This is a genomic window from Cohnella sp. AR92, from assembly GCF_003990975.1.
Taxonomy (GTDB): domain Bacteria; phylum Bacillota; class Bacilli; order Paenibacillales; family Paenibacillaceae; genus Cohnella.
The window spans coordinates 33,988-57,941 of the sequence record NZ_RZJR01000013.1 but is presented as its reverse complement, the minus strand read 5'-3'; the positions used below and the strand labels follow the sequence as shown (position 1 = coordinate 57,941).

General features: G+C 54.4%; 18 protein-coding genes. 12 read left to right on the top strand and 6 right to left on the bottom strand.

What is annotated here, in order from left to right; translation table 11 throughout:
- Positions 1–8: 8 nt before the first annotated feature.
- Positions 9–3,521: an S-layer homology domain-containing protein gene (locus ELR57_RS21150; protein ID WP_158630116.1), complete on the bottom strand. Its 3,513-nt coding sequence runs from the start codon at positions 3,519–3,521 to the stop codon at positions 9–11.
- Between the two features lie 901 nt (positions 3,522–4,422).
- Complete coding sequence (pyrH, locus tag ELR57_RS21145; RefSeq protein WP_126961087.1) at positions 4,423–5,160, bottom strand: UMP kinase; 738 nt, start codon at positions 5,158–5,160, stop codon at positions 4,423–4,425.
- 370 nt (positions 5,161–5,530) lie between these two features.
- On the opposite strand from pyrH, the gene ELR57_RS21140 reads away from it, so the two are divergent.
- The gene (locus tag ELR57_RS21140; protein ID WP_126961086.1) at positions 5,531–6,088 is read left to right on the top strand and encodes an NUDIX hydrolase; all 558 of its coding nucleotides are present in this window, start codon (positions 5,531–5,533) and stop codon (positions 6,086–6,088) included.
- Positions 6,089–6,156: 68 nt separating this feature from the next.
- On the opposite strand, the gene ELR57_RS21135 is transcribed toward ELR57_RS21140, so the two are convergent.
- The 3 genes from ELR57_RS21135 to ELR57_RS21125 are packed head-to-tail and all read right to left on the bottom strand — an operon-like array spanning position 6,157 to position 9,284.
- The gene (locus ELR57_RS21135) at positions 6,157–7,329 is read right to left on the bottom strand and encodes a DHHW family protein (RefSeq protein ID WP_126961085.1); all 1,173 of its coding nucleotides are present in this window, start codon (positions 7,327–7,329) and stop codon (positions 6,157–6,159) included.
- A 17-nt stretch (positions 7,330–7,346) separates the two neighbouring features.
- Positions 7,347–8,753 carry an MBOAT family O-acyltransferase gene (locus tag ELR57_RS21130; protein WP_126961084.1) on the bottom strand — a complete coding sequence of 469 codons (1,407 nt, stop codon included), beginning with the start codon at positions 8,751–8,753 and terminating at the stop codon, positions 7,347–7,349.
- Positions 8,754–8,759: 6 nt separating this feature from the next.
- On the bottom strand, positions 8,760–9,284 hold the full coding sequence (locus ELR57_RS21125) for a DUF4358 domain-containing protein (RefSeq protein ID WP_126961083.1): 525 nt from the start codon (positions 9,282–9,284) through the stop codon (positions 8,760–8,762).
- Between the two features lie 159 nt (positions 9,285–9,443).
- Between ELR57_RS21125 and ELR57_RS21120 the strand changes: the two genes are divergently transcribed.
- From ELR57_RS21120 to ELR57_RS21075, 10 genes are all read left to right on the top strand, one after another.
- Complete coding sequence (locus tag ELR57_RS21120; protein WP_126961082.1) at positions 9,444–10,217, top strand: Cof-type HAD-IIB family hydrolase; 774 nt, start codon at positions 9,444–9,446, stop codon at positions 10,215–10,217.
- 226 nt (positions 10,218–10,443) lie between these two features.
- On the top strand, positions 10,444–11,397 hold the full coding sequence (locus tag ELR57_RS21115; protein WP_126961081.1) for a carbohydrate kinase family protein: 954 nt from the start codon (positions 10,444–10,446) through the stop codon (positions 11,395–11,397).
- Positions 11,398–11,409: 12 nt separating this feature from the next.
- Positions 11,410–12,879 (top strand): sucrose phosphorylase, encoded by a 1,470-nt coding sequence (gene gtfA, locus ELR57_RS21110; RefSeq protein ID WP_126961080.1) that lies wholly within the window; start codon positions 11,410–11,412, stop codon positions 12,877–12,879.
- Positions 12,880–12,898: 19 nt separating this feature from the next.
- Complete coding sequence (locus tag ELR57_RS21105; RefSeq protein ID WP_126961079.1) at positions 12,899–13,717, top strand: alpha/beta hydrolase; 819 nt, start codon at positions 12,899–12,901, stop codon at positions 13,715–13,717.
- A 79-nt stretch (positions 13,718–13,796) separates the two neighbouring features.
- Positions 13,797–15,494, top strand: a complete 1,698-nt coding sequence (locus ELR57_RS21100) for a sensor histidine kinase (RefSeq protein ID WP_126961078.1) — start codon at positions 13,797–13,799, stop codon at positions 15,492–15,494.
- Positions 15,495–15,505: 11 nt separating this feature from the next.
- Positions 15,506–17,101, top strand: coding sequence for a helix-turn-helix domain-containing protein (locus ELR57_RS21095; RefSeq protein WP_126961077.1), 1,596 nt, complete (start codon positions 15,506–15,508; stop codon positions 17,099–17,101).
- A 158-nt stretch (positions 17,102–17,259) separates the two neighbouring features.
- Positions 17,260–18,792 carry an ABC transporter substrate-binding protein gene (locus ELR57_RS21090; protein WP_126961076.1) on the top strand — a complete coding sequence of 511 codons (1,533 nt, stop codon included), beginning with the start codon at positions 17,260–17,262 and terminating at the stop codon, positions 18,790–18,792.
- A gap of 69 nt (positions 18,793–18,861) precedes the next feature.
- Positions 18,862–19,788: an ABC transporter permease gene (locus ELR57_RS21085; protein WP_126961075.1), complete on the top strand. Its 927-nt coding sequence runs from the start codon at positions 18,862–18,864 to the stop codon at positions 19,786–19,788.
- A gap of 11 nt (positions 19,789–19,799) precedes the next feature.
- Entirely contained in the window at positions 19,800–20,693 is an 894-nt protein-coding gene (locus ELR57_RS21080; protein ID WP_126961074.1) for a carbohydrate ABC transporter permease, read from the top strand.
- A gap of 31 nt (positions 20,694–20,724) precedes the next feature.
- Complete coding sequence (locus ELR57_RS21075) at positions 20,725–21,531, top strand: Nif3-like dinuclear metal center hexameric protein (protein ID WP_126961073.1); 807 nt, start codon at positions 20,725–20,727, stop codon at positions 21,529–21,531.
- 169 nt (positions 21,532–21,700) lie between these two features.
- Here ELR57_RS21075 and ELR57_RS21070 read toward each other — a convergent pair whose 3' ends face one another.
- Positions 21,701–22,798, bottom strand: coding sequence for a bifunctional 3-deoxy-7-phosphoheptulonate synthase/chorismate mutase (locus ELR57_RS21070; protein ID WP_126961072.1), 1,098 nt, complete (start codon positions 22,796–22,798; stop codon positions 21,701–21,703).
- 491 nt (positions 22,799–23,289) lie between these two features.
- Between ELR57_RS21070 and ELR57_RS21065 the strand changes: the two genes are divergently transcribed.
- Positions 23,290–23,874: a hypothetical protein gene (locus ELR57_RS21065; protein ID WP_126961071.1), complete on the top strand. Its 585-nt coding sequence runs from the start codon at positions 23,290–23,292 to the stop codon at positions 23,872–23,874.
- Positions 23,875–23,954 lie beyond the last annotated feature (80 nt).

The window sequence follows — 23,954 nt, the reverse complement described above, 5'->3', positions numbered from 1 at the left end:
CATAGAAGTCAGTCTATCATACCGAGCGCTTGCAGCGTTCTGATCAACACGGCCGCCGCTTGTGCCCGCGTCGATTCGCCCTTCGGGTTGAACGTTCCATCCCCTGCGCCTGTCATGATTCGAAGAGCAACCACCGATCGAATATCCTCTAGATATGCAGTGTCGATACTTCCGACATCCTTGTAACCTTCCAAGCTGACTAGTTCCCGGTCGAACGACGGATTCTCCCGGTCAATAACGGCGGCGAGCATGCTTGCCATCTCATCGCGCGTCAGCGGTTGATCCGGGCGGAAGCTTGTATCGCCGGCAAAGTCGAGCAAGCCAATCCTCTTGGCCTCCGCTACGGCGCCATAATACCAGGAGCCGGACTTTACGTCGGTATAGATCGGCATGTCATCGCTAGCCGTTCTACGGCTTCCAAGCGCTCTAACGAGCATGGCTGTAAATTCCGCCCTCGTCACGGCTTGGTTCGGCGCGAACTTGCCGCCGCCAACGCCTTGAACAAGTCCTTTCGCGGCAGCAAGCTCGATAAACGGTTTGCCCCAATGCTTCTGAACGTCGGAGTAATCGATTCTATTGTCCGCCACAAGGTAGACGCTGTTCGAATAAGACGGGATCATGACGTACCAGACGCCTTCTATTTGCTCTTTCTTGGCGGCAACAAATTCGAACTTCTTGCTCGTTTCGTTATAGCGGAATGCGCCCCATCGCTCCGGCATGCTCTCCATGTTCTTCGGCATTGGAATTACCCTTGTGAGAGCTTTACTGAATTGATCCGCCTCTCCGATGGATTGCCCTGTCTTCGTATTCATAATCGTAATGCTGTAATCCACAATCGCTCCCATCGCCTTGCCCGTAGACAATTCGTCTCGCAATGCCGTCTTTATCTCTTTGTCGTCGGACTTATCGGTCAGGGTGATCTTAAAGCTGATATCCTCCGCTTTGACATTGTTCTTCGCAAGCAAATCCTTTAACCCCGGAATGAGTGACGCCAGATTGACCGGTACTCGATAGGCGCCGTATGGAGCATTAATCTCCAAAAGGAAGTTAGCGTTTCGATTCCCAAGATCGAGTAGAATGCTAGACGGTATATCAACGAAAGCCGTTCCACCGGCAGGTGTCACTTCCAGCGAGACGGACGGCTTAGAAGTGTCGATGGTATCGGGATCTAGCGCAGAGCCGTTCTGGTTGATCACCGGCTTAATAGGCGTTGGCTCGGGGCTTCCGCCGCTTGGACTCCCTGTTACCGCCACGTTCTTCGTCGAACGGCTGCTCGTCTTCGTGCCGTCGCTTACGGCAAAGCTAATCGTACGGTCTCCTGTCGCGCCTCTCGGTGAGGAAAAGGTTACCGATCTTAAGGCGCTTTGCCACTGAGCCAGGCTGGCTCCTCCCGAAGCAGCTAGCGATAATACGCCATTGGCATTATCATAAGCGCCTCGGATAGGGCCTGCGTCGGGGAAAGACAGCGTATCTCCGGGGAGGAAGCCGCCGATAATGGATACCGTCGCGCTAGCCAGCGTTGCGCTGTCCCGGTCGGATATCGTAATACCCGGGTCGATGGCGACAGCCGGCGCGCCGGCGGCATAGGCAGTCGAACCGCTGCTGGCCGACACGACAGGCGTCTGATCCGTAGCGGCCACGGTAACGGTTCTCGTCGTCGTGTTGCTGACAGTTCCCTCATCGTCTTTGACGCTGAAGCTGATCGTGCGCGTTGCCGTATTCGGCGTTATGGCCGTATTGGTATAAACGATCGATCTTAGGACGTTCTGCCATTGCGCCGGGGTAGCCGATGCGCCTGCGGAAGTCAGCGTTAATTCGCCAGTGGCGCTAAGGTAACTAGAAGAGATATTTCCGTAAGCGGCCGCATCGTTGTTCACAAAAGCCAGCACATCTTCGCCGACGTGAAGGTTGCCTGTGACGGCCGCTCTTGCGGTTGCAAGGGGAGTGCTGCTTGGTACGGTTACCGTAAGACCGGGGTCGATCACGACCGGAGTCGAGGGCGTGTTATCTCCAGCCACGAAAGAAGCCGACCCGCTGCTTCCGGTCAAGATCGGAGATCCAGTTACCGCTACTGTTCTCGCAGCAATACTGCTGGTCTTCGCGCCGTCGTTTACGGCGAAGCCAATCGAGCGGTTCCCTCCTGTCGTGACACTCCCTGTCGAGAACGTAACCGAGCGCAAGGCATCTGCCCATTGGGTCAAGGTGGCCGTCGCGCCTGGAGAAACCAGCGTCAAGACGCCAGTAGTTGTATTATAGCTTGCAGCAATGTTGCCATAGGTCGAACTAGGATTAAAATCAAGCGTATCCCCTGGCTGGAAACCGGACCCAATGGAGACGAAGGCGCTGGCCAGCGTAGAGTTGTCAAGATCGGCAACCGTCACTCCGGGATCAATGGCTACCGCTGTTCCATTGGGTTTGTAAGAGATTGTCCCGCCTGTCGTCATCACGATTGGCGTCTGATCCGTCGCGGTCACGGTAACGGTTCTCGTCGACGTGTTGCTGTAAGTACCCGCACCGTCTTTTACAGTAAAGCCGATCGTGCGCGTTGCCGTATTCGGCGTTATGGCGGTATTGGTATAAACAATCGATCGCAGGGCGCTTTGCCATTGTTCCGGGGTGGCCGATGAACCTGCCGAAGTCAGCGTCAATGTGCCGGTGGAACCATTGTAACTAGCTGAGATATCTCCGTAAGCGGCCGCATCGTTGTTCACAAAAGCCAGCACATCTTCGCCGCTGTGAAGGTTGCCAATAATGGCCACTGATGAGGTTGCAAGGGGAGTGCTGCTTGGTACGGTTACCGTAAGACCGGGGTCGATCACGACCGGAGTCGAGGGCGTGTTATCTCCAGCCACGAAAGAAGCCGACCCGTTGCTTCCGGTCAATACGGGCAATCCAGTTACTACTACAGTTCTTGTAGCAATACTGCTGGTCTTCACGCCGTCACTTACGGCGAAGCCAATCGTGCGGTTCCCTGTCGTGACACTCGATGTCGAGAACGTAACCGAGCGCAAGGCATCTGCCCATTGGGTCAAGGTAGCCATCGCGCCTGGAGAAACCAGCGTCAAGACGCCAGTAGTTGTATTATAGCTTGCAGCAATGTTGCCATAGGTCGAACTAGGATTAAAATCAAGCGTATCCCCTGGCTGGAAACCGGACCCAATGGAGACGAAGGCGCTGGCCAGCGTGGAGTTGTCGCGATCGGATACCGTCACGCCGGAATCAATGGCGACCGCTGTCGTGTTGGGTTTATAAGAGGTTGTCCCGCCAGCCGTCATCACGATTGGCGTCTGATCCGTGGCGGTCACGGTAACGGTTCTCGTCGCCGCGTTGCTGATAGTATCCGCCCCGTCTCTTACGGTAAAGCTGATTACGCGCGTTGCCGTATTCGGCGTTATGGCGGAATTGGTATAAGCAATCGACCGCAGGGCGCTTTGCCATTGCGCTAGGGAGGCGGATGCGCCTGCGGAAGTCAGCGTCATCTCGCCTGTGGACACAACATATACGGCCGATATATTGCCCATAGTAGAACCGTCATTTACGAATAAAAGCGCATCTTCGCCGCTCTGAAAGTTGCCTGAGATGGCTACCGTTGCAGAAGCCAACGTTGCACTGTCCGGATCGGTTACCGTCAGACCGGGGTCGATAGTAACCGGAGACGATGTCGTGTTATCTCCGGCTACGAATGAAGACGACCCTAAAGTCGCGTTCAGAACAGGGCCTTGTGCCGCGAAGGATCTTGGCGTAAAGTTGGTCCCCGGCGCCATTTGGAAGACTAAAGCTAAAACTAGCATGAATATGGATTTTCGAAATAGGTTGTCCATGACAGCATCTTTCCTATTCTATGTAAAATAATTTAGCTGTTCTAAGTATAGCTCTTGTTATCCATGTTGGTAATCCTATGAAAACAAATGATTAGCGAAAAATAGCAATCACGGTCGACGCGGTTAATCGGGAAAAGACGGCGGATTGAGCGGGAGCGGGGGGCGGTAAGGCGGTAAGGCGGTAAGGCGGCGAATTGGAGCGGGATCCCTTCTCTCTTCGCCGCTGGTCTCCCGAGCATGTCGATATTGAACTTTGAACAATAACTCGGGCTGAACTGGTTACTGGGGAGCGGAATTATTGAACTTTGTACAATAACTCGGCCCGAACTGGTTACTGGAGAGCGGAGTTATTGAACTTTGTACAATAACTCGGCCTGAAACGGTTACTAGAGAGCGGAGTTATTGAACTTTGTACAATAACTCGGTCCGAACTGGTTACTGGGGAGCGGAGTTATTGAACTTTGTACAATAACTCGGCTCGAACTGGTTACTGGAGAGCGGAGTTGTTGAACTTTGTACAATAACTAGACTAGACCCGGTTCCCGGAAGCGAGGATATCCAATATACCCCCGCCGCCGGAAGCTCCTCGTTCCGCGCGTCCTTACTCCAACTCCAATACCGACTGTCCGCTAATGATCGTCCCGTTGTTTTCCCCCATGCAAATCTCCTTCATCGAGCCCGGCTTGTCGAAGTTGAACACATGCATCGGAAGGTGGTAATCTCTCGCCAAGATAAAGGCCGACTGGTCCATGACCTTGAGGTTATGCTTCAAGACGTCGTTATAGTGGAGGGAGCGGAACTTCCTTGCCGACTTGTCGATCTTGGGATCGGCCTCCAGCACTCCGTCTACTCCTTGTTTCGCGACGAGCAGGGCGTCGCAATTCACTTCGATCGCCCGCTGGACGGAAGGGTAATCGGTGGTGACATAAGGCTGGCCGTTCCCCCCTGCGAAAATAACGATGTAGCCCTTCTCCAGATTGTGTACGGCCCTCAGCCTGATATAAGGCTCCGCGACGGATGTAATCGGGATGGCGGTCATCACGCGGACTTCTTTGGAAGTCTTGGCTTTGAGCACTCCCCGCAGCATCAAGCTGTTGATGACCGTGGCGAGCGTTCCGATGTTGTCGGCCTCCGCCCTCTCGATTCCCCAACTCTCCGCCATGCTGCCTCGAAAAATATTGCCGCCGCCGATCACAAGAGACACCTGCACGCCGAGGTCGACGACGGACATGATCTCGTTCGCGATATGATCCAATCTCTCCGGTCCGAAGCCGAACTCGCTTTCGCCCGCGACCGCTCCCCCGCTCAGCTTGATGAGAACTCTGTTGTACCTCGCCATCTAGCGCCACCTCCGTCAAATAAAAAAACACTAAAGCAACGAATGCTTTAGTGTTCCGAAGAATGGGAATATGAAGTTGGGAACGCCGCCGCTCGGTGCCTTCTTCTCTCCATACTCCCACCTCTTTCCGCTTGATTTTTCACCATATTCTATCGTTAACAACTGGAAAATGCAACCTAATTATCTCTCGTCTAAAGAAAGTTTGGCGGGTAAACAAACTATCTTCGACAGGGAGCGCCAGCACGATTCGTCAATGATTGAGCCGCGTGGCGGTTTACTTGTGGGTTCTAATTATCTAGGCATGCGAGAGGTTCGGGAGTATAATCGGTTAAGCGATTGGAAGCCTGGGCAACAGGGGGAGGGGAACACCATGGAAGTCAAATTCTGCATGTCTTGCGGTCATGAGCTCGAGACCCGCGACATCGGCGGCACGCCGCGAAGGGCTTGTCCGGCCTGCAGCTTCGTTCACTGGGGCAACTACAGCATCGGCGTCGGGGCGATTGTGATCAGAGAGGGCAAGGTGCTGCTCGTGCGCCGCGCCCAAGAACCGGGAAAAGGAAGATGGACGAATCCCGGAGGGTATGCGGAGCAACTGGAACAGCTGCATGAGACGGTGCGCCGGGAGGTTCTGGAGGAGTGCGGAGTGGAAGCGGACGTACGCAACGTGGTTGCGATTCGGGATCTTCCGCGCGGCATTCATAATCTCTATGTCGCTTTCTCGATGGAGTACGCCGGAGGCGAACCGGTGCCGGACGGAGTCGAGGTGGATGCGGCAGGATTCTTCAGCCTCGAAGAGATGAAGGCCATGAACGTAGCCCCATTCACGTGGTGGCTCGTCGACGTTGCGCTGAACGGAAGATCAGACGGGCTCGTACTCGATTCCGATCCGGTCGTTCAGCTGGAAGGGCATGGGCTGTTCCGCCGCTAACGGCGCGAAGACAAAAGAAAAGGCTGACTTCTGGCACCAGCGAATCTGGGAACAGGAGTCAGCCTTTTTTAGTTATTCAGCTTCAGCAGCTCCGGAGTGCTGACGAAGGTCGCCGTGTTAAACAGCAGCAGCACGTTCTCGATGTCGTTCTCGGCCATGTAGTCGGCGATGCTTCCATTGTAGTAACGGATGTCGATGACATGGATGTCCGGAACGTGCAGCGCGAGGAAAGGCAGGACGCTGTGGGCGTACGAGTCCTTGACGACGAGCAGCTTGTCCAGGGAGACGTCTTCCGGCGCCAGCTCGGTCCGAATCTCCGACAGCGCGTGAACGCCCCCGAGGAAGTAAGAATACTTGTCCTTCTTGCTCAGATAGGATTCAGCGTACAGCCCTTCCATCTTCGTGCCGTCGTCCGCGACGGTCATCTCGCTCGCGGCCGGCTTCTTCGGAACATACTGCTCAATCGTATCCGGCTTCGCGCCGCTGAACTGGCTCTTGGTATGGAAGCTTCCCAGGAAGGAGTCGGTTACGGTACGGATGTCGAAGTCCGATTCCGGCTTAACGCTCCAGCCCATGCTGCGGGCGAAGGCGGCATACGCAAGATAAGCGCCGCGCGTCGTCCAATGGTGGTCGGTTCGATAATAGAGATCCTCGCCGGCCGCGGGCTTAAGGAAGTCGAAGCCGTTTAAGAACGAGACGCTTCTCGATCCCGTCCCCGAGTCCGTTCCCGATTCCGATACGATCGAGCCGATGAAGTCGTTGACCTTCTCCTCCGAATACGAAGAAGCCAGCCATGGCAGCCGTTCCGGATACAAGCCGACGGAGGTGGGGGCGAGCAGGAAGGATATCTTCGCATCCGAATGCGACTCGGCAAACTTACGCACCGCTTCCGCATACGAGGCGACCTTCTCCCAAGCGGGCTCCTCGAACTTCTCGAACAGGTAGCCGTCCTTGTCCTTGTAGATGCCGTTGTTCTCCTGCTGCAGCCGAAGCTGCTCCGCCTCCGACTTCAACGCCACCCACTTGTCCCGCCAAGGAAAATGATCGGTGACATAGCTCTCGGCGTCCTTAGAGAACTCCTTGTCTTTGATGGCCTCCCAGCTTAGCTCAGGCAATCCCTGCAATAACCGATTCTCCGTCTCCGAGAAGCTCTTCTTCGGAAGGAGGAGAAGCAGGACGGACATGCCGAACAGGAGGGCGACGAAGCCGATGACATAGAGCCGGTTCGTTCTAGCGCTCATACGACGGATGCCTCCTCTTAGAATCGGAAATACAGGAACGGATTGAACGTCGCGTCGACCAGGTAAGCGATGGACAGCAGGAACAGGACGCCGTGCCAGACCAGCTGCATGGCTCCGCTGCGCCTCCACAGCCGCGCAAGTCCCGAGCCTGCGATCCGTCCCGCGATCGGAACGGAAGCGACGGCCAGCACGGCGAGCAGGATCGCGTTCGTATAGGCGAGATACAGCGTCTCGTCATTCCACAGCCCATGGCCGTTCATGCCGAACAGCGCGCGGAAGAACGTCCCCATCTCTGGCATCCGATCAAACGCGAAGAAAACCCATCCGATCAAGATAGCCGCCAACGCATACAGATGCCGAACCGTTCCGGGAACGTTCCTCAGCCAACTCAGCAGCCACATTTTCTCCAGCATCAGCACGATTCCGAAGTACAGTCCCCATAGAACGAAGTTCCAGCTCGCCCCGTGCCAGAAGCCGGTCAGCAGCCACACGATCAGGATGTTGAGGAGCTGGCGCTTCAGCCCGCGGCGATTCCCGCCAAGCGGAATGTACACGTAGTCGCGGAACCAGGTTCCTAGAGAGATGTGCCAGCGGCGCCAGAAGTCGGTGATGCTCTGCGCGCCATAAGGCTTGTTGAAGTTCTCGTTAAACCGGAAGCCGAACATATGCCCGAGCCCGATCGCCATGTCGGAATAGCCGCTGAAGTCGAAGTAGATCTGGAACGCGAAAGCGACGATCCCAAGCCATGCGGTGAGCGCGGGCAGCGTGTCCAGGCTCGAGCCGGAGATGCCGTCCCACAGCAGCCCGATGTTGTTCGCCAGCAGCACTTTCTTGGCTAAGCCGACCGTGAATCTCCTAACGCCCTCCGCGAACAGTTCCACCGTCACCTTGCGGTCCTTAAGCTGCTCGGCGACAGATCCATACTGCACGATCGGACCGGCGACCAATTGCGGGAACAGCGCGACGAACGCGCCGAAGTCGATCCAATTGCGCTGCGCTCGGGCGGTGCCCCGGTACACGTCCACGATGTAGGACATCGATTGGAACGTATAGAACGAGATGCCGATCGGAAGCGGCAGGTCAGTCGGCGGAATGTCGGTCCCAAGCAGGGAATTGACGTTGCCGATCAGGAAGTCCGCGTATTTGAAAAAAGACAGCAGCGAGAGGTTGACGACGACCGAGGAGGCGACGATCCACTTGCGGGTTAGCCGGGGCCGCTTCGGGTTGTCGAGCAGCAGGCCGAAGCCGTAATCCGTAACGGTCGACAGCAGCATGATGGCGATGTAGACGGGTTCTCCCCAGGCGTAGAAGACGAGGCTCGTCAGGAACAGAACCAGGTTCTTCAAGCGGCGGGGAGAAGCGAAGTACAGAAGAAGGACGGCGGGCAGGAAGACGAACAGGAACAGCAGGCTGCTAAAAACCATTGCGGGTTACTTGGCGGAGAACTGGGATTCGAAGGCGGCGATCAGCTGGTCAACGTTCTCGGGCTCGGAGATGACGAAGAGGACGTAGTTGCCCTTGGTCTCGAGCTTGTAGTTCTTCGCGTTCTCGTATTGGTCGGGCAGGTACGACTCGAACGATTTCTGCACGTCCGCCGCACGCTGCTTAACGGCATCCTCGACAGCTGCGATATCCTTCGAATCCTTCACCTTCAGAACGGCGACTTCGTTCGTCTTCACGTTCATGAGAGGCATGCGGATCGAGTAGTCTTCGAGCAGGGACGGATCAAGGTGATACATCTTGGAGACGTCGTCCGCGGTCAATTCCATCTGGGCGGGCTGCTCGACTTGCTGGACCATGGCGTCGACCATCTCTTTGGCGGTTTTGCCGGGGTCGGCGCCGGCTGCGCTATTGTTGCCGTTATTGTTGCCGCCGCAAGCGGTCAGCAGCAATCCCATGGCGAGGACGATGAGCATAAGGGGCAAGGCGAAAGGTTTTCTGAGCGTTCGATTCATGGTGAGTTCTCCTTTGAATGTTCGTGGATTGAAACGTTTCAGACACTACAAACGCGCCGGATTCCAAATATGTTGCAGTGATAAATCTGGCAATTCGTCTTACAATGGGGGAAGAACAGTGCTATAATCGGCGAAAATAGAGATAGGGGAGAGGAAAAATTGTCTTATAAAATCGCTTTTTTCGATATTGACGGGACGTTGGTGGACGAAGAGAAGCAGATTCCCGCGGATGCCATCGAAGCGATTCGGCGCTTGAAGGAGAAGGGGATCGAGCCCGTTATCGCAACAGGGAGAGCGCCGTACTTCTTCCGCAATCTGGCGGAGCAGATCGGCATCGAATCCTACGTTAGCCTTAATGGCGCATACGTGAAATATAAAGGACGGGAGATGCACCAGCAGCTGATCCCGCCGGAGGTCCTGGAGAAGCTGGTCGCGCTGGCTAAGAAGAACAAGCATGAGCTCGTGTTCGAAGGCAAGGACGCGTACTTCTCGACGTCTCCCGAGCATCCTTCCGTCTATGAAGCCATCGCTTCGCTGAAGGTCGAGCATCCGGGCGCGGATGCGGACTTCTGGAAGAAGGAAGGCATTTATCAGGTGTTCCTGCACTGCGAGAGCGGCGAGGAGCATCTGTATCCGCAAGAGCTGCCGGAGCTGCGCTTCGTACGCTGGCATGCGAAGGCGATGGACGTGCTGCCGAACGACGGCTCGAAGGCGGCGGGCATCCAGTCGCTGCTCGACCAGCTCGGCATCAAGCCGGAGGAAGCGATCGCGTTCGGCGACGGGCTGAACGACAAGGAGATGCTGCAGCTCGTCGGCCTCGGCATCGCGATGGGCAACTCGCACGAGGAGCTTCTGCCGTACGCAGACTATGTGACGGCTAACGTGGACGATGGCGGCGTCAAGAAAGGCCTGGAGTACGCGGGCGTTCTGTGAGGACGCGCTCATGTGAATATTAGATTAGAACAGCGAATTCATTCGTCTGTTCTTTTTTATTGCCTTTTAGGCAAGTGCAACAAGATTAATCTCTCAAACCCTTAAATCATGAAGCCGTTTTTTTGAAAAAACATAACGGATTATTAAAAGCTATTTATGAATAGCGTAGCTAAACTGATGGCATAGGAACAGCGCAAATGTATGTAGAACCGGGGGAAGGACTAAGATGGATTTTCTAGAAAGGCTCTATTTCGAAGAGAAGCCTAACGATCTGATGACGATTGGAGAGTTGCTCGTCGACATGATATCGAATGAATACGACGAATCCTTCCTGTCGAATGGGTATACGAAATATCCGGGCGGCTCGCCTTCCAATATTGCGATCAACGCCAGGAAGTTGGGCATTCGTTCCCAGATTGCAGCCTGCGTAGGGGATGACGGATTCGGGGATTTCCTAGTGGAATGGCTGAACCGGGATGGAATGAGCACGCACTTCGTCCAACGGGCGAATGAGTCGACGAGCCTGGTTGTCGTGAATCGAAGCCGGTCGACCCCTGTTCCGATCTTCTATCGGGGCGCCGATTACCAACTCTCTTATTCTCCGTTGCTGGAAGGAGCGCTGTTGAATTCGAAGGCGATGCACTTCTCCTGCTGGCCGATCTCCAGAGCTCCGTCCCGCCGAACGATTGAACGCGCGATCGATATCTCCAAGGCTCACGGGGCTAAGATAGGTTTCGACCCCAACTACCATCGAATGATCTGGCAGAAGGGGGAGGATGGCGTCTCTTATGTGAAATCCATTCTGTCCAAAGCGGATTTCGTCAAGCCCTCGGAGGACGACGCGGAGCGATTGTTCGGCAAAGATACGCCGTTTAATCAATTGGAGAAGTTCTTGGAGCTAGGGGCTAAGCTGGTCATCCTTACGCTTGGCAAAGACGGCGCAATCGTCTCGAACGGGAAGGAAACGAAGGAATTCGCGACAATGGCTTCCGAGATCGTGGATACGACGGGGGCGGGCGACGCCTTCTGGTCTGGTTTCTATGCGGCCGCGATCAAAGGTTATCCGTTGGAGGAAGCCCTAAGGCTCGGTTTTGCCGTTAGCGCCTATAAGCTGAAGTACACGGGTGCCGTAGTCGATCTGCCGAAACTCGAAGAGATCAAGATTCAATATCGCTTATAGGAGGCGTCGAGCGTGCCCATTAAGAATAAAGTTCAATTAATTACTTACCCGGACTCCTTGGGAGGAGATCTTCGCACGCTAAATGAGCTTCTGAACAAGCATTTTGCCGATATCTTCGCCGGCGGGGTGCATATTCTTCCGCCGTTTCCCTCCTCGGGAGACCGGGGCTTCGCTCCGCTTACGTACCTTGAGATCGAGCCGAGCTTCGGAACGTGGGATGACATTCGCGAGATTGGCGAGAAGTTTGACGTGCTGGTCGACCTGATGGTGAATCACCTCTCCAGACAGTCGCCGTACTTCCAAGATTTCCTTGCCAAAGGGCGCGATTCCGAATATGCCGATCTGTTCATTCCGCTTGAGAAAATATGGGAGAATGGCATTCCCGTTCAGGAGGACATCGACAAGATGTTCTTGAGGCGTCCGCTGCCATACTCGACCTACCGAATAGGCGAGAATGGAGAGGAAGCGCAGGTGTGGACAACCTTCGGCAAGACGGATCCTTCGGAGCAGATCGACCTGGATATTCGATCCGAGCTGACAAAGCGCTTGTTGAGAGCGTTCTTCGAGAATTTCAAGCGGCAGAACGTGAAGACCGTTCGTCTCGATGCCGTCGGCTACGTGATCAAGAAGCTCGGAACGAGCTGCTTCTTCGTCGAGCCGGACATTTACGATTTTCTCGACGAGATCAAAGAACTTGCCGACTCGCTGGGGATTGAGCTGCTTCCGGAAGTGCACGCGCATTACGGGACGCAGTATAAGCTGGCCGAGCGAGGTTTCTGGATTTATGATTTTATCCTTCCATACCGCGTGTTGGAGGCAATCGCATGGAAGTCCAACAAAGAATTGAACAGCTACTTAAAGACACGTCCGCACAAGCAATTCACGATGCTGGATTGCCACGATGGAATCCCTGTCAAGCCGGATATGGACGAACTGATCGATACCTCCGAAGCGAGAAAGCTGGTTGATTTATGCTTGAACAGGGGAGCCAACCTTAGCTTGATCCTGTCGGACGAACACAAAGGGGAAGATGGCTTCGACGTCCATCAGATACGCTGCACCTATTACAGCGCGCTTAACGAGGATGATGACGCTTATCTGGCGGCAAGGGCGATTCAGTTGTTCGTTCCGGGAATCCCGCAAGTCTATTACGTAGGCTTGCTTGCTGGGGAGAATGACTTTGATGGCGTTGAGCGGACCGGAGAAGGACGCGAGATCAATCGGCACAATTACTCGGTGGAAGAAGTCGAGCTTGCCCTCGAGAAGCCGGTCGTACGGAGGCTCATGCAACTCATTCGCTTCCGTAACGAATACGAAGCGTTCGACGGGGAGTTCAGCGTGCTGAATTCGGCCGAGGACGAGGTTCGCCTTCGTTGGAGCAATGGAGAACTCGCCTGCGAGCTCCATATCGATCTGAACAACTACCGCTCGATTATTCGATATGCCGAAATGAAAGGTCAAATGATCACTTATGAAATTTAGATAATAGAGGAGGATTTAAATGGCAACCATAAACATGCACTTTTTCTCGCACAGCCTTAAACGCGCAGTCCCGTTGACCGCTCTCATTCCGCTGGATTCGCCCTTCTTGCCTCCCCAGAAAAATTCAGAGATTCAACCGTTAAAGTCCTTGTATCTCCTTCATGGATATTCCGGAACCCATACGGACTGGAGCCACTTCTCACGAATTCGAGAATTGTCGGACCGCTACCGGATCGCCGTGTTCATGCCTTCCGGCGAAAACCACTTCTACGTGGATGATGAGAATAAAGGCTCCATGTTTGGGGAATATATTGGCAAAGATCTGATTGACTTTACCCGCATGCTATTCCCTCTCTCCTCTTCCCGGGAGGATACGTTCATAGCCGGTGTATCCATGGGCGGGTACGGAGCGATTCGGAACGGCTATAAGTATGCGGATCGATACGGTCATATAATCGGATTGTCTTCGGCCCTTATCCCGTATAAAATCGCTAATAAGGAGCCAGGCTTCAAAGATGAAATCGCCGATTACGGCTACTATCGCAGCGTATTCGGGGATTTGACGGAGCTGCTTGGCAGCGATAAGGATCCGGAAGCGATCGTCCGGCGGTTAATCGAGACGGGCGAAGAGCTTCCTAGACTCTACATGGCTTGCGGTACCGAGGACTTCCTATTGGATGTGAATCGCCGCTTCCATGACTTTCTCGAAGAAAATAAGGTTGAGCATACTTATCGCGAAAGCGCAGGAGCTCACACGTGGGATTTCTGCAACGAGGCGATCGCGGACGGTTTGAAGTGGGCATTAGGAGAGCCTCCCGCATCTCCGATGCCGGACTAGCATGAAGGACGCCCCTGGTTCTCGATCGTAAGATCGAGGCCAGGGGCTTGCTGGATTTAGGGAGAAAGGAGAGCACGGGATGCGTACGAATGGCATCGTGTTCAAGTTTGCCTTGCAATTAACCATCATCGTGGCGATTCTGTTCGCTATTCTCGTCCTGAGCAACGTATACTCGCTGGAGGTCGTTAGGAAGAACACCTTGGACAGCGCACACAATACGCTCTCTTTGTATCAAGCTAATATTCGGAATTACTTAAATAATTTCTCGAAGGATTTGACCGAGATCTTCGAGAGCAATGCCGATGCGGCAAGCGAGTACGAACAATTGAGCGAGAACGGACGCTACTTCGCGGCAATGCAGCTCAAGAAGGCACTTACGGCGAAGATGTCCGGCAACGATGCAAGCGACGGACTCTTTATACGGCTGCCCGAAGGAACGCTGCTCGTTCAGATCAGTTCTCGCATCGATTCCAATGGAAAGCTGGCTCTGATCGACTTTATCGGGACGAAGGAGTGGGTTCCCGATCCGAACGGACAAGTAGATGAGTGGACGACTCTCTCCATTCATGGCGTGCATTATTTGTTTAAATACATGACGTACTCCGACATTAGCTTTGGAACTCTCGTAAACGCAGATTCGCTTCTTGATCTGGTGAATCGGGGAGGTAACGATCGGAATCAATACGTGCTTAGCGATAAAGAGGGGCTCCTTCTAACCTCGAACCAAGCAAGCTTGGCAGCTATCGGGTCCATGAACGAGCTGCAGAACGAACTTCGCGGCCGGTATCTCATGATCTCCGAGCCAATTGCAGAATTCGGCCAGATCACTTACCTCGTCGCCAAGCAGAGCGTGTTCTCCAAACTGAAGGTGATCCAATGGCTGATCGTCCTTCTGGCGCTAGTATCGTTATTGGTCGTGCCGCTTGTCCTTCGCAGGCTTGCTAGGGATGTATTGAAACCGGTTCTGCAGCTGGTCAAAGCGGCCAAGGAGGTAGAGAAAGGCCAACTGGAGCTGCAAATACCCGCAGGCGCGCATTATTCGATGGAATTTACGAAGCTGTTCCACTCCTTGCAGTCTATGGTGAGAGAGATTACGGAACTGAAGATCCAATCCTACGAGGAGCAGATCGAGCGAAGCCGAGCAGAGATTAAATATCTGCAGATGCAAATACGCCCGCATTTCTTCCTGAATGCCATCTCGACAGTAACCAGCCTGACCTATCAGAACAAGAACGAAGAGATTCGCCGTCTGATCCATCACCTGTCCGAGCATCTGCGTTACATGTTCAAAGTCCGGCTTACCGTCGTACCGCTCGAAGAAGAAATCAAGCATTCGGTTAATTATATACGCATGCAGGAAATCCGTTATCCCGACCAGATCTTCCATATGATCGAAATTCAAGAAGAAGCGGGCCAGATGCCCGTGCCCCAATTCATGGTTCAAACGTTCGTCGAGAATATCTTCAAGCATGCTATGTTCTACGGAGAGATGCTCTCCATTTATATCCGCGCAAGCATGGAGTCAAGAGAGGGGGTTGTCTATGTCAAGATCGTCATCGAGGATAACGGGGGAGGCTTCTCCTCCGAATGGCTGGGAAGCTTCTCATCCGGCGAAGAGCCGGAGATTGGGGCTCACATCGGAATCGCCAACGTCCGGCGAACGCTCCAGCTCCTGTACAAACGAGACGATTTGATGAGTCTTTCCAACGGCGAACCTTCCGGTGCTCGGGTGGAACTGAGGATACCGGTCGCGATAAACGGCGAGAGCATGACATAGGAGGAATAGAAATGCGTTGCTTGTTGATTGATGACGATATTCCTACGGTCGAGGCGCTGCTCCGCATCTTGAATTGGAATGATTACGGAATTGAAGAGACGATGTCCGCGACCAACATCCAGGAGGCTAAAAGGCTGTTCGAAGCGAACCGACCGGATATTATCATCTGCGACATCGAGATGCCGCGCGGCTCGGGGCTCGACATGATTAAGTGGGTCCGGGAACGAGGGTACGATGGCGGCTTTATTTTCTTCACCTGTCATGAGAGCTTTGAGTTCGCATCGACGGCCATTTCCTACAAAGCGGACGCCTATCTCGTCAAGCCGATCGATAAGTTGAAGCTGGAGGCCGCTCTGCACAGTGCTGTCGAAGCTCTGAAGCAGAGCCGAATTCTGGACCAATACAGCAAGTACGGATTGACCTGGATCAAGAACAAGGAATGGATGGAGCGTAATTTCTGGAGGGACGTTCTTATGGAAGCGATCTCGCCTAGGCAGGATATTATTCTGAACGAGATCTACAAAAGAGAGCTGTCGTTAACCGTTGACGGACCATACGTTTTGTTTCTCGCTGGAGTTCCGAGATCTCAAGTGGAGGGGCGGTGGGATAGCAGCATCTTTCTGTACGCCTTATCCAATCTAGGCTCCGAGGTGCTTTTTGAACAAGTCAATCATGATCGAGTCATTCCTTATCAGACAGAGTCCACCTTCTACAATGCGATGATTATGGAAAGGACCTGCGGCGAGGAGCCATTGAAGGAGATCGGGGAACGGCTGATCGGGCTGTGCAGACAATATTTGAATTGCACCTTGACCTGTTACATCGGCGAGCCGGTCGCCATCTCCGATCTCTCCCGGACCAGAGCGCAATTGGAGCAGTTGGATGCCTCCAATATCATCTTCAGAGGGAGAGTACATCTGCAGGGATCTCCGTTTCTGTACGATAGGACCGATAGCTATGCCTTGGACATGGACGGCTTCGCTCTTCTTTTCGTTCAGAAAGAGAAGGTTCAAATTGTTAACAAGCTTAAGAAGGAACTTGAGAGACTGGCCGAGCAGAACAAGCTCGATCCGGCAACCCTGCATTCGATTCGAGAAGATTTCCTTCAGGTCGTGTATGCTCTGCTCTTGAGGAACCATATCCAGGCTCACCGGCTGTTCGCCGACGAAGCCATCGTGCGTCTGGCTCAGCAAGCCGAGAGCAGCGTGTTCGACTTCATGAAGTGGGCTCAGGCGATTACCGACAAGACGATTGATTCCGTACGGGAAGCTTTGAAGTCCGAAGGGGTCGTAGAAAAGGCCAAGCGGTTCATTCATGAGAATTACAAGCAGGAGCTGAGCCGGGAAGACGTTGCTGCCCATGTCTATCTGACGGCAGATTATGTAGCCAAGGCGTTTAAGTCGGAGACGGGTCTCGCCATCAAGGAATACCTCAATGAATGCCGGATAAATGCGGCCAAGCAGCTTCTTCTAGAGAGCAAGGCAAGCATTAGCGAGATCGCGCTGGAGACCGGCTTCGATTCACTGTCTTATTTCTCCACCGTTTTTAAGAAGATGACGGGGGAAACCCCGAACGCGTACCGTAACAAGCACAAGTCGATTCCATAATTGAACTCCGCTCCGATTGGGGAGCGGAGTTTTGAGTTTGCATGCGTAGCGACATGGCGAAGTGCTTGTTTTCTAAAATACATGCCGTCTTTTTGAAAGCCGGGGTAACCGGCGAGCAGGTAAACTGAAAACGATAACAACAATAGGAGGCATCGAAAATGAATAGAAAAAAAGGGATGGCCGCGTTACTGATGTCGGTGGCGCTCAGCGGGTCGGTATTGACGGCATGCAGCAGCAATTCGGATTCGGCGTCTTCGTCCGAAGAGGGCGGCAAGGTGGAGGAGATCGTCTTCGCAATGCCGTCCTTCAACCGGATCCCGGACGACCTGAGCAAGGTGACCGACGCGATCAATGCGATTACGGTCGACAAGATCGGGGTCAAAGTCGATTTCCGCGTATACGGACCGGCCGACTATACGCAGAAGGTCAATCTGGCCCTCCAGAGCGGGGAGAAGATGGATATCTTCACTACGCTCGGCCAATTCTCCAATTACGTATCGAAGAATCAAGTCGCCCCGCTGGACGATCTGATCGCGAAGGACGGCAAGGAGATGACCGCGATTCTGGAGAAGGATTTCGGGCCTGATCTGCTGAAGGCGACGACGATCAACGGCCATATTTACGGAATCCCGGTAAACAAAGGAATGGCTTTGCCTACGAGCTTCGTCTACAATGCGGACATGTTGAAGGCAGCGGGCCTTAGTTCCGATAACATCAAAACGGTGGACGACCTTTCGGCCATCTTCGAAGCGGTCAAAAAATCGAATTCGGATGTCGTTCCGTTCGGACCGATCAACGTGAATCCGAGCGATACGAACCTGGTCAACTTGTTGAAGGGAACGAACAAGATCGATTTCCTGACCGATACGAGCGGAGTCGGCGTCGTGATCGGCGGCGACGGCAAGGTCGTCAACTTCTACGAGTCGGACATCTTCAAGAACGGCGTGAAGATGATGAGAGACTGGTACAGCAAAGGCTATCTGCAGAAGGATGCGGCGACGACGACGATCACCTCGATGGAGATGCTCTCCTCGGGACGCGAGTTTTCCTTCCTCGGAGGCTATAGCGGGATGGAGATCGGGAAGACGATCAGCGCACAATCAGGCAAGAATGTCGAGTCGAAGCGGATCGCGCCCTTCTACTTCGACACGATTGCGGCCAACGGCGTCAGTTGGATGGTATCCAGCACTTCCAAGGCTCCGGCTGCCGCCGTCAAGTTCCTGAACCTGCTCTACACGGACGTAGACCTGATCAACACGCTTCTGTACGGAATCGAAGGCGAGGATTACGTGAAGGTCGACGAGCATCACGTCAAGTTCCCGGAAGGGAAGGACGCCAACACCGTCGCTTATACCGCGATGTTCAGCACGGGCATCGTCGGTTCCGAATCTCTTCAATACCAGTTCGAAGGCGTCAACTGGTCCGACGTCGAGTTGAAGCTTAAGGAGAACAAGGAGACGGAGCGTTCGCCTTACTTCGGCTTCATTTTCGACCAGAGCAAGGTGAAGACGCAGATCAGCGCCGTGAACAATGTCGTCAATCAGTACTTGCCCGGCCTTGTTACCGGCTCTCTCGACCCGGAAACGACGATTCCGAAGTTCGTCAAAGCGCTTAACGATGCGGGCGCCGCGGATGTCATCAAGAGCAAGCAGGATCAGCTCGATCAATGGATCGCCTCTCAGGGCAATTAATACGGAAGGGCATTAAGGGGAATGGGGCCTGATAAAGGTTCCATTTTCCTTAATGAAGGAGGTTATGGAATGAGAAACGCTAACGGAACATCGAACGCTCTTCGGAAAACAGGGCCGCTCCTGATGCTAGCCGCTCCGGGCTTGCTCTATTTTCTGATCAACAGCTATATTCCCATGTTCGGCGTGTTTATCGCGTTCAAGGACATCAATTACGCCAAAGGCATCTTCGGAAGCGACTGGCTCGGATTCGACAACTTCCAATTCCTATTCAAGACGACGGATGCCTGGATCATGACGAGGAATACGTTGCTCTATAATCTTGCCTTTATCGTGATCGGAACGATCTGCTCGATCTTCATTGCCATTCTGATGTCGGAGCTGCTTAAGAAGCTGTATGCGAAGCTTTATCTATCCGGCCTCGTGCTGCCGAGCCTTATCTCGATGGTCGTGCTGTCCATGCTTGTATTCGCCTTCCTGAACTCGGACAGCGGTTTCGTTAACAACTCGATCCTAAAGCCGCTCGGACTTCCCGAAATCAATTGGTATTCGGAAGCGAAATATTGGCCGTATCTTCTCGTCATCATTCAGATGTGGAAGACGGCCGGTTACGGTTCTATCGTGTACTTCTCTTCCATTGCCGGAATCGACAAGAGTATCTACGAAGCGGCCAAGATCGACGGAGCCGGAAAGCTAAGACAGATCCGGACCATTACGCTGCCGCTCCTTAAGCCAACGGTCATCGTGCTTGGACTTATGTCGATCGGACGCATCTTCAACTCCGACTTCGGTCTCTTCTACCAGGTTCCGCTCAACGCAGGAGCGTTGTACAGCACGACCCAGACGATCGACACGTACGTTTACCGGGCGCTGATGCAGCTTAACGACATCGGCATGTCGGCGGCGGCGGGGCTGTACCAATCTCTAGTCGGATTAGTGCTCGTCCTGGTCGTCAACTCGATCGTCAAACGCGTCAATTCGGAGAATGCTTTGTTCTAGGAGGTAAGTTTATGATTCAAACGAGAGGGGAGCGCGCATTCGGCCTGTTCTCCGCCATCATGATGGGGCTTATCGCGCTGGCCGCATTCTTGCCGTTTATTCTTATCGTCATCGCTTCCATAACCAAGGAGTCCAGCCTGATCAACGACGGTTATAGCTTCTTCCCGAAGGAATTCAGCTTGGATGCCTATATCTACCTCGAAGCCTCGGCGCACACGTTCTTAAGAGCGTATGGCGTCTCGTTCTTCGTGACGGTTGCAGGTACGGCCGTCGGCTTGCTCATCACGAGCATGCTCGCCTACCCGATGTCCAGAAGGGACTTTAAGTATCACAACGCGTTGGCCTTCGCCGTCTTCTTCACGATGCTGTTCAGCGGGGGCGTCGTTCCTTCCTACATCATGTGGACGCAATACTTCCACATCAAGGATACGATCGCGGCTCTGATCGTTCCGAATTTGCTGGCGAACGGATTTAACGTCCTTCTCGTCCGGAACTACTTCAAGAACAACGTGCCGATTGACCTGATCGAATCCGCCCAGATCGACGGGGCGACCGAGACGAAGACGTTCTTCCGGATCATGCTGCCGCTCTCGGTTCCCGTATTGGCGACCGTCGGCCTGTTCATGGGGCTCGCGTATTGGAACGATTGGATCAACGCCCTGTATTACGTGAGCAAGCCGCAGTATTACGGGATCCAGAACCTGCTCGTTCAACTGATGAACAACATTCAATACTTGAACTCGGGTCAGGCGGGCAGCGCTATCGGAGCGGGTGCCGTCGAATTGCCGAGTACCGCCGTGCGCATGGCGATGGCCGTGCTCGGAATCGTGCCGATTCTGTTCGTTCTGCCTCCGCTGCAGAAATATTTGACCCGCGGCGTCGTTATCGGAGCCGTCAAAGGCTAAGCGATTTACCAAAGAAGGGAGCTGCGAAATAATGAACGTTCAAGAGGTTATCGATCGAGTGTTGGAGAAAAGCTGCGGAGGGCGCAAACTGGAGCAGACTTGCGACGTTCTGGCGAGCGGAAGTCCGGACATGGAGGTAACGGGAATCGTTACGACGTTCACGGCGACCGTGGATGTCATCCGGAAGGCGATCGCTATCGGGGCGAACCTGATCATTACGCACGAACCAACCTATTTCACCGGGGCCGACAAGTTGGAATGGCTTGAGAACGATCCCGTTTATGCGGCTAAAAAGAAGCTTCTAGACGATAACGGGATCGCCATCTGGCGATTCCACGATCATATGCACATGGCTGAGAGCGATCTGATCTACGACGGGCTCATTCGCGAGCTTGGCTGGGAGAAGAATAAGCTCGATCCATCGTCTCCATGGTCGTATGTCATCGAGCCGACGACTGTCGGAGAGCTGACGGAATTCTTCAAGATGAAGCTAGGCATGAACGACTTGCGCATCGTGGGCAAACCGGAGTCGCCTTGCTCCAGAATAGGTATTCTGGTTGGGGGAGGCAGCCTAGGCCTCGGACGAGAGGAGATGCCGATGGAGCTGATGCGCGACAAGGAGTTAGACGTTATGGTATGCGGAGACATCACGGAATGGACGCTGTGCGCGTACGTTAACGACGCTTCCATGCTCGGGATGAACAAGGCGATGATCGTGGTCGGGCATGAGCGCACCGAGGAATGGGGAATGAAGCATTTAGCCGAATGGCTTCTTCCGATCGCCGAAGGAGTTCCGGTGACGTTCGTCGATGCCAAGGAACCGTTCCTATACTTGTAAATAGTTGCATAGAACGGCCTTTGCAGAGTGAAAGGCTGCCTGTTTCGCAAAGAAGGGTGTTTCTCCAAGTCGCCATGGACTTGGGAAACACCCTTTATGCGCCTGCATACAGAATATTCGCCATTCGGCAAGCCCATCTGCCTTATGCGATGACGGGCTTGCTTGACGCCTATACCCCGTCGCGAAGCAAGCCCGACGAGCGAACCTCCGCCATGAAGCGCTCGAACTGCGGGAAGTCGAGCTGCTGGGCGGCGTCGGAGAGGGCGACCGCCGGGTTCGGGTGCACCTCGACCATGATGCCGTCGGCGCCTGCCGCCAGCGCGGCTTTCGCGCACGGCGCCATGATGTCCTTGCGTCCGGTCGAGTGGGTGACGTCCACGAGCACCGGAAGATGGCTCTCCTGCTTGAGGATCGGCACGGCGGAGATGTCCAACGTGTTGCGCGTAGCCTTCTCGTACGTGCGGATTCCGCGCTCGATCAGCATGACTTGGGAATTCCCGCCGGCAAGGATGTATTCCGCGGCGTTCAGGAATTCGTCGATCGTCGCAGCCAGTCCGCGCTTGAGCAGAATCGGCGTCCTCACGCGGCCGGCGGCCTTCAGCAGCTCGAAGTTCTGCATGTTGCGCGCGCCGATCTGGATGACGTCGATGTACTCGACCGCCAGTTCGATGTGCGCGGGATCGACGATCTCGCTGATCGTCTTCAGGCCGAATTCCGTCGACACTTCCTTGAGGATCTTGAGTCCCTCGATGCCGAGGCCCTGGAAGTCATACGGCGAGGTGCGAGGCTTGAACGCGCCGCCGCGCATGACCGTCACGCCTGCCGCCTTCAGCGCGGCCGCCACGGCGCGGGTCTGTTCGTAGCTCTCGACGGAGCAAGGGCCGGCGACCATGACCGGTTGCCCGCCGCCGATGACGGTAGAACCGAGAGCGATGGTCGTGTTCTCCTTGCGGATCTTGCGGCTGACGAGCAGCTCCTTCTTGCGCTCCTGGACCTGCAGGTCCAGCGACGCTTGGAAAATCTGCTTGAACAAGTGGCGAATCGTCTTATCGTCGAAAGGCCCCGGATTGGCTTCGACCAGCTCCTTCAGCATCTCCTGCTCGCGCACCGGATCGAATTCCGGACCGCCTTGCTTCTCCTTGATGCGGCCGATCTCTTGAACGGTCTCCGCTCTTGCCGACAGCAGCTCCAGCAGTTGCCGGTTAATGCCGCTCAGCTTGCTCCGAAGCTCCTCCAAGTTCGCTTGCTGCTTATTCTCGCTACTCATCTGTCCTCGCTCCTTTTTTAGACCCAGCATATGAATATAAAAAAAAGACCCCCGTCGCAAGGGACGAGGAGTCGTGGTACCACCCTAATTTAGAGGCGCTCTTCACGCGGAAGAGACGTCTCTGTCTTGAGCCCTTAACGCGGGGGACGGATTTCTCTACACAGATGCCGCCGCTGACGCGACAGGCAACCTTCAAGGAATCGGCTCCGGAGTGAACTTCGGCGAATCGGTTCGTTCGGCTGCTCTCAGTCTATCGGCGCGCCGTCCCTGTCAACAACCTGCCTTCGCTTACTCTCTCCATCATGGCCTCGTATGGATCGTAATTCGTATTCTAAGCGTATGGAATGTTCCTCGCAAGAGTGCGGACTGCCGCTTGTACGCTGTGGCTCTTCGTTGCTTTATTGCGGCAAAATGGCCGTGGAGCCGAAACATTACTTCCATAATGAGGTATAATTGGGTATATGGTTAGGCGGAGATGAGGAGGAGATCGGTTGAAAATCAAGGATTTGGCGTTCGTTCTGGTTCGGATTCTGGCGTTGTACGCCATCGTGCAGGGAGTCGGGCAGCTCGCGAATTTGTTCCAGCTTCTTTACTTTCAAAATATAGCAGGCATCTTTACGTCGCTTTCGGCAGGGCTTTTTATTTTGACTTTCGTGGCGTGCGCTCTCGTCTACTTCCTGGCAGGCTGGCTGCTCTGGAGCCAAAGCGGAAAGCTTGTTCGTTATATGACTAGAGGGATGGACGCCGCCGATTCGCCTCAAGAGGACAACTCGAATTCGGTTGCTCTGAAGGAATGGTATACGCTCGGGCTGACGCTGGTCGGCATCGTCCTTGCAGCATGGAATATTCCGAGCCTGATCGGCCACATCGTGCAGCTGATTCAATACGCCGCGGATGAGGTCCCATCCGCCTTCGCGTCAGCCCGCCGCCAAACTTGGATCCAGATCGTGGCAGACGTCTTGAAGCTGGCGATCGCCCTCGTCCTGATCTTCCGAGCGGACGGCATCGCGGGACTTGTTCGCAGAATCCGGGAGCTGGGAGCGAAGGGCGAACAGCAGACGGAGTGGCGAGAGTAGGGCCGGAAGGACGGCGGATGGAACGGAACGGCGGCAGCGACAATAATCGGAGCCTAATCGCAGCAACAACTTAGAGGAGG

What these genes read in the sequence shown, in the direction of transcription:
- ELR57_RS21150 (WP_158630116.1), bottom strand. Translation starts at nt 3,521, where the DNA reads ATGGGCAATATATCGGCCGTATATGTTGTGTCCACAGGCGAGATGACG.
- pyrH (WP_126961087.1), bottom strand. Translation starts at nt 5,160, where the DNA reads ATGGCGAGGTACAACAGAGTTCTCATCAAGCTGAGCGGGGGAGCGGTC.
- ELR57_RS21140 (WP_126961086.1), top strand. Translation starts at nt 5,531, where the DNA reads ATGGAAGTCAAATTCTGCATGTCTTGCGGTCATGAGCTCGAGACCCGC.
- ELR57_RS21135 (WP_126961085.1), bottom strand. Translation starts at nt 7,329, where the DNA reads ATGAGCGCTAGAACGAACCGGCTCTATGTCATCGGCTTCGTCGCCCTC.
- ELR57_RS21130 (WP_126961084.1), bottom strand. Translation starts at nt 8,753, where the DNA reads ATGGTTTTTAGCAGCCTGCTGTTCCTGTTCGTCTTCCTGCCCGCCGTC.
- ELR57_RS21125 (WP_126961083.1), bottom strand. Translation starts at nt 9,284, where the DNA reads ATGAATCGAACGCTCAGAAAACCTTTCGCCTTGCCCCTTATGCTCATC.
- ELR57_RS21115 (WP_126961081.1), top strand. Translation starts at nt 10,444, where the DNA reads ATGGATTTTCTAGAAAGGCTCTATTTCGAAGAGAAGCCTAACGATCTG.
- ELR57_RS21105 (WP_126961079.1), top strand. Translation starts at nt 12,899, where the DNA reads ATGGCAACCATAAACATGCACTTTTTCTCGCACAGCCTTAAACGCGCA.
- ELR57_RS21100 (WP_126961078.1), top strand. Translation starts at nt 13,797, where the DNA reads ATGCGTACGAATGGCATCGTGTTCAAGTTTGCCTTGCAATTAACCATC.
- ELR57_RS21095 (WP_126961077.1), top strand. Translation starts at nt 15,506, where the DNA reads ATGCGTTGCTTGTTGATTGATGACGATATTCCTACGGTCGAGGCGCTG.
- ELR57_RS21090 (WP_126961076.1), top strand. Translation starts at nt 17,260, where the DNA reads ATGAATAGAAAAAAAGGGATGGCCGCGTTACTGATGTCGGTGGCGCTC.
- ELR57_RS21085 (WP_126961075.1), top strand. Translation starts at nt 18,862, where the DNA reads ATGAGAAACGCTAACGGAACATCGAACGCTCTTCGGAAAACAGGGCCG.
- ELR57_RS21080 (WP_126961074.1), top strand. Translation starts at nt 19,800, where the DNA reads ATGATTCAAACGAGAGGGGAGCGCGCATTCGGCCTGTTCTCCGCCATC.
- ELR57_RS21075 (WP_126961073.1), top strand. Translation starts at nt 20,725, where the DNA reads ATGAACGTTCAAGAGGTTATCGATCGAGTGTTGGAGAAAAGCTGCGGA.
- ELR57_RS21070 (WP_126961072.1), bottom strand. Translation starts at nt 22,798, where the DNA reads ATGAGTAGCGAGAATAAGCAGCAAGCGAACTTGGAGGAGCTTCGGAGC.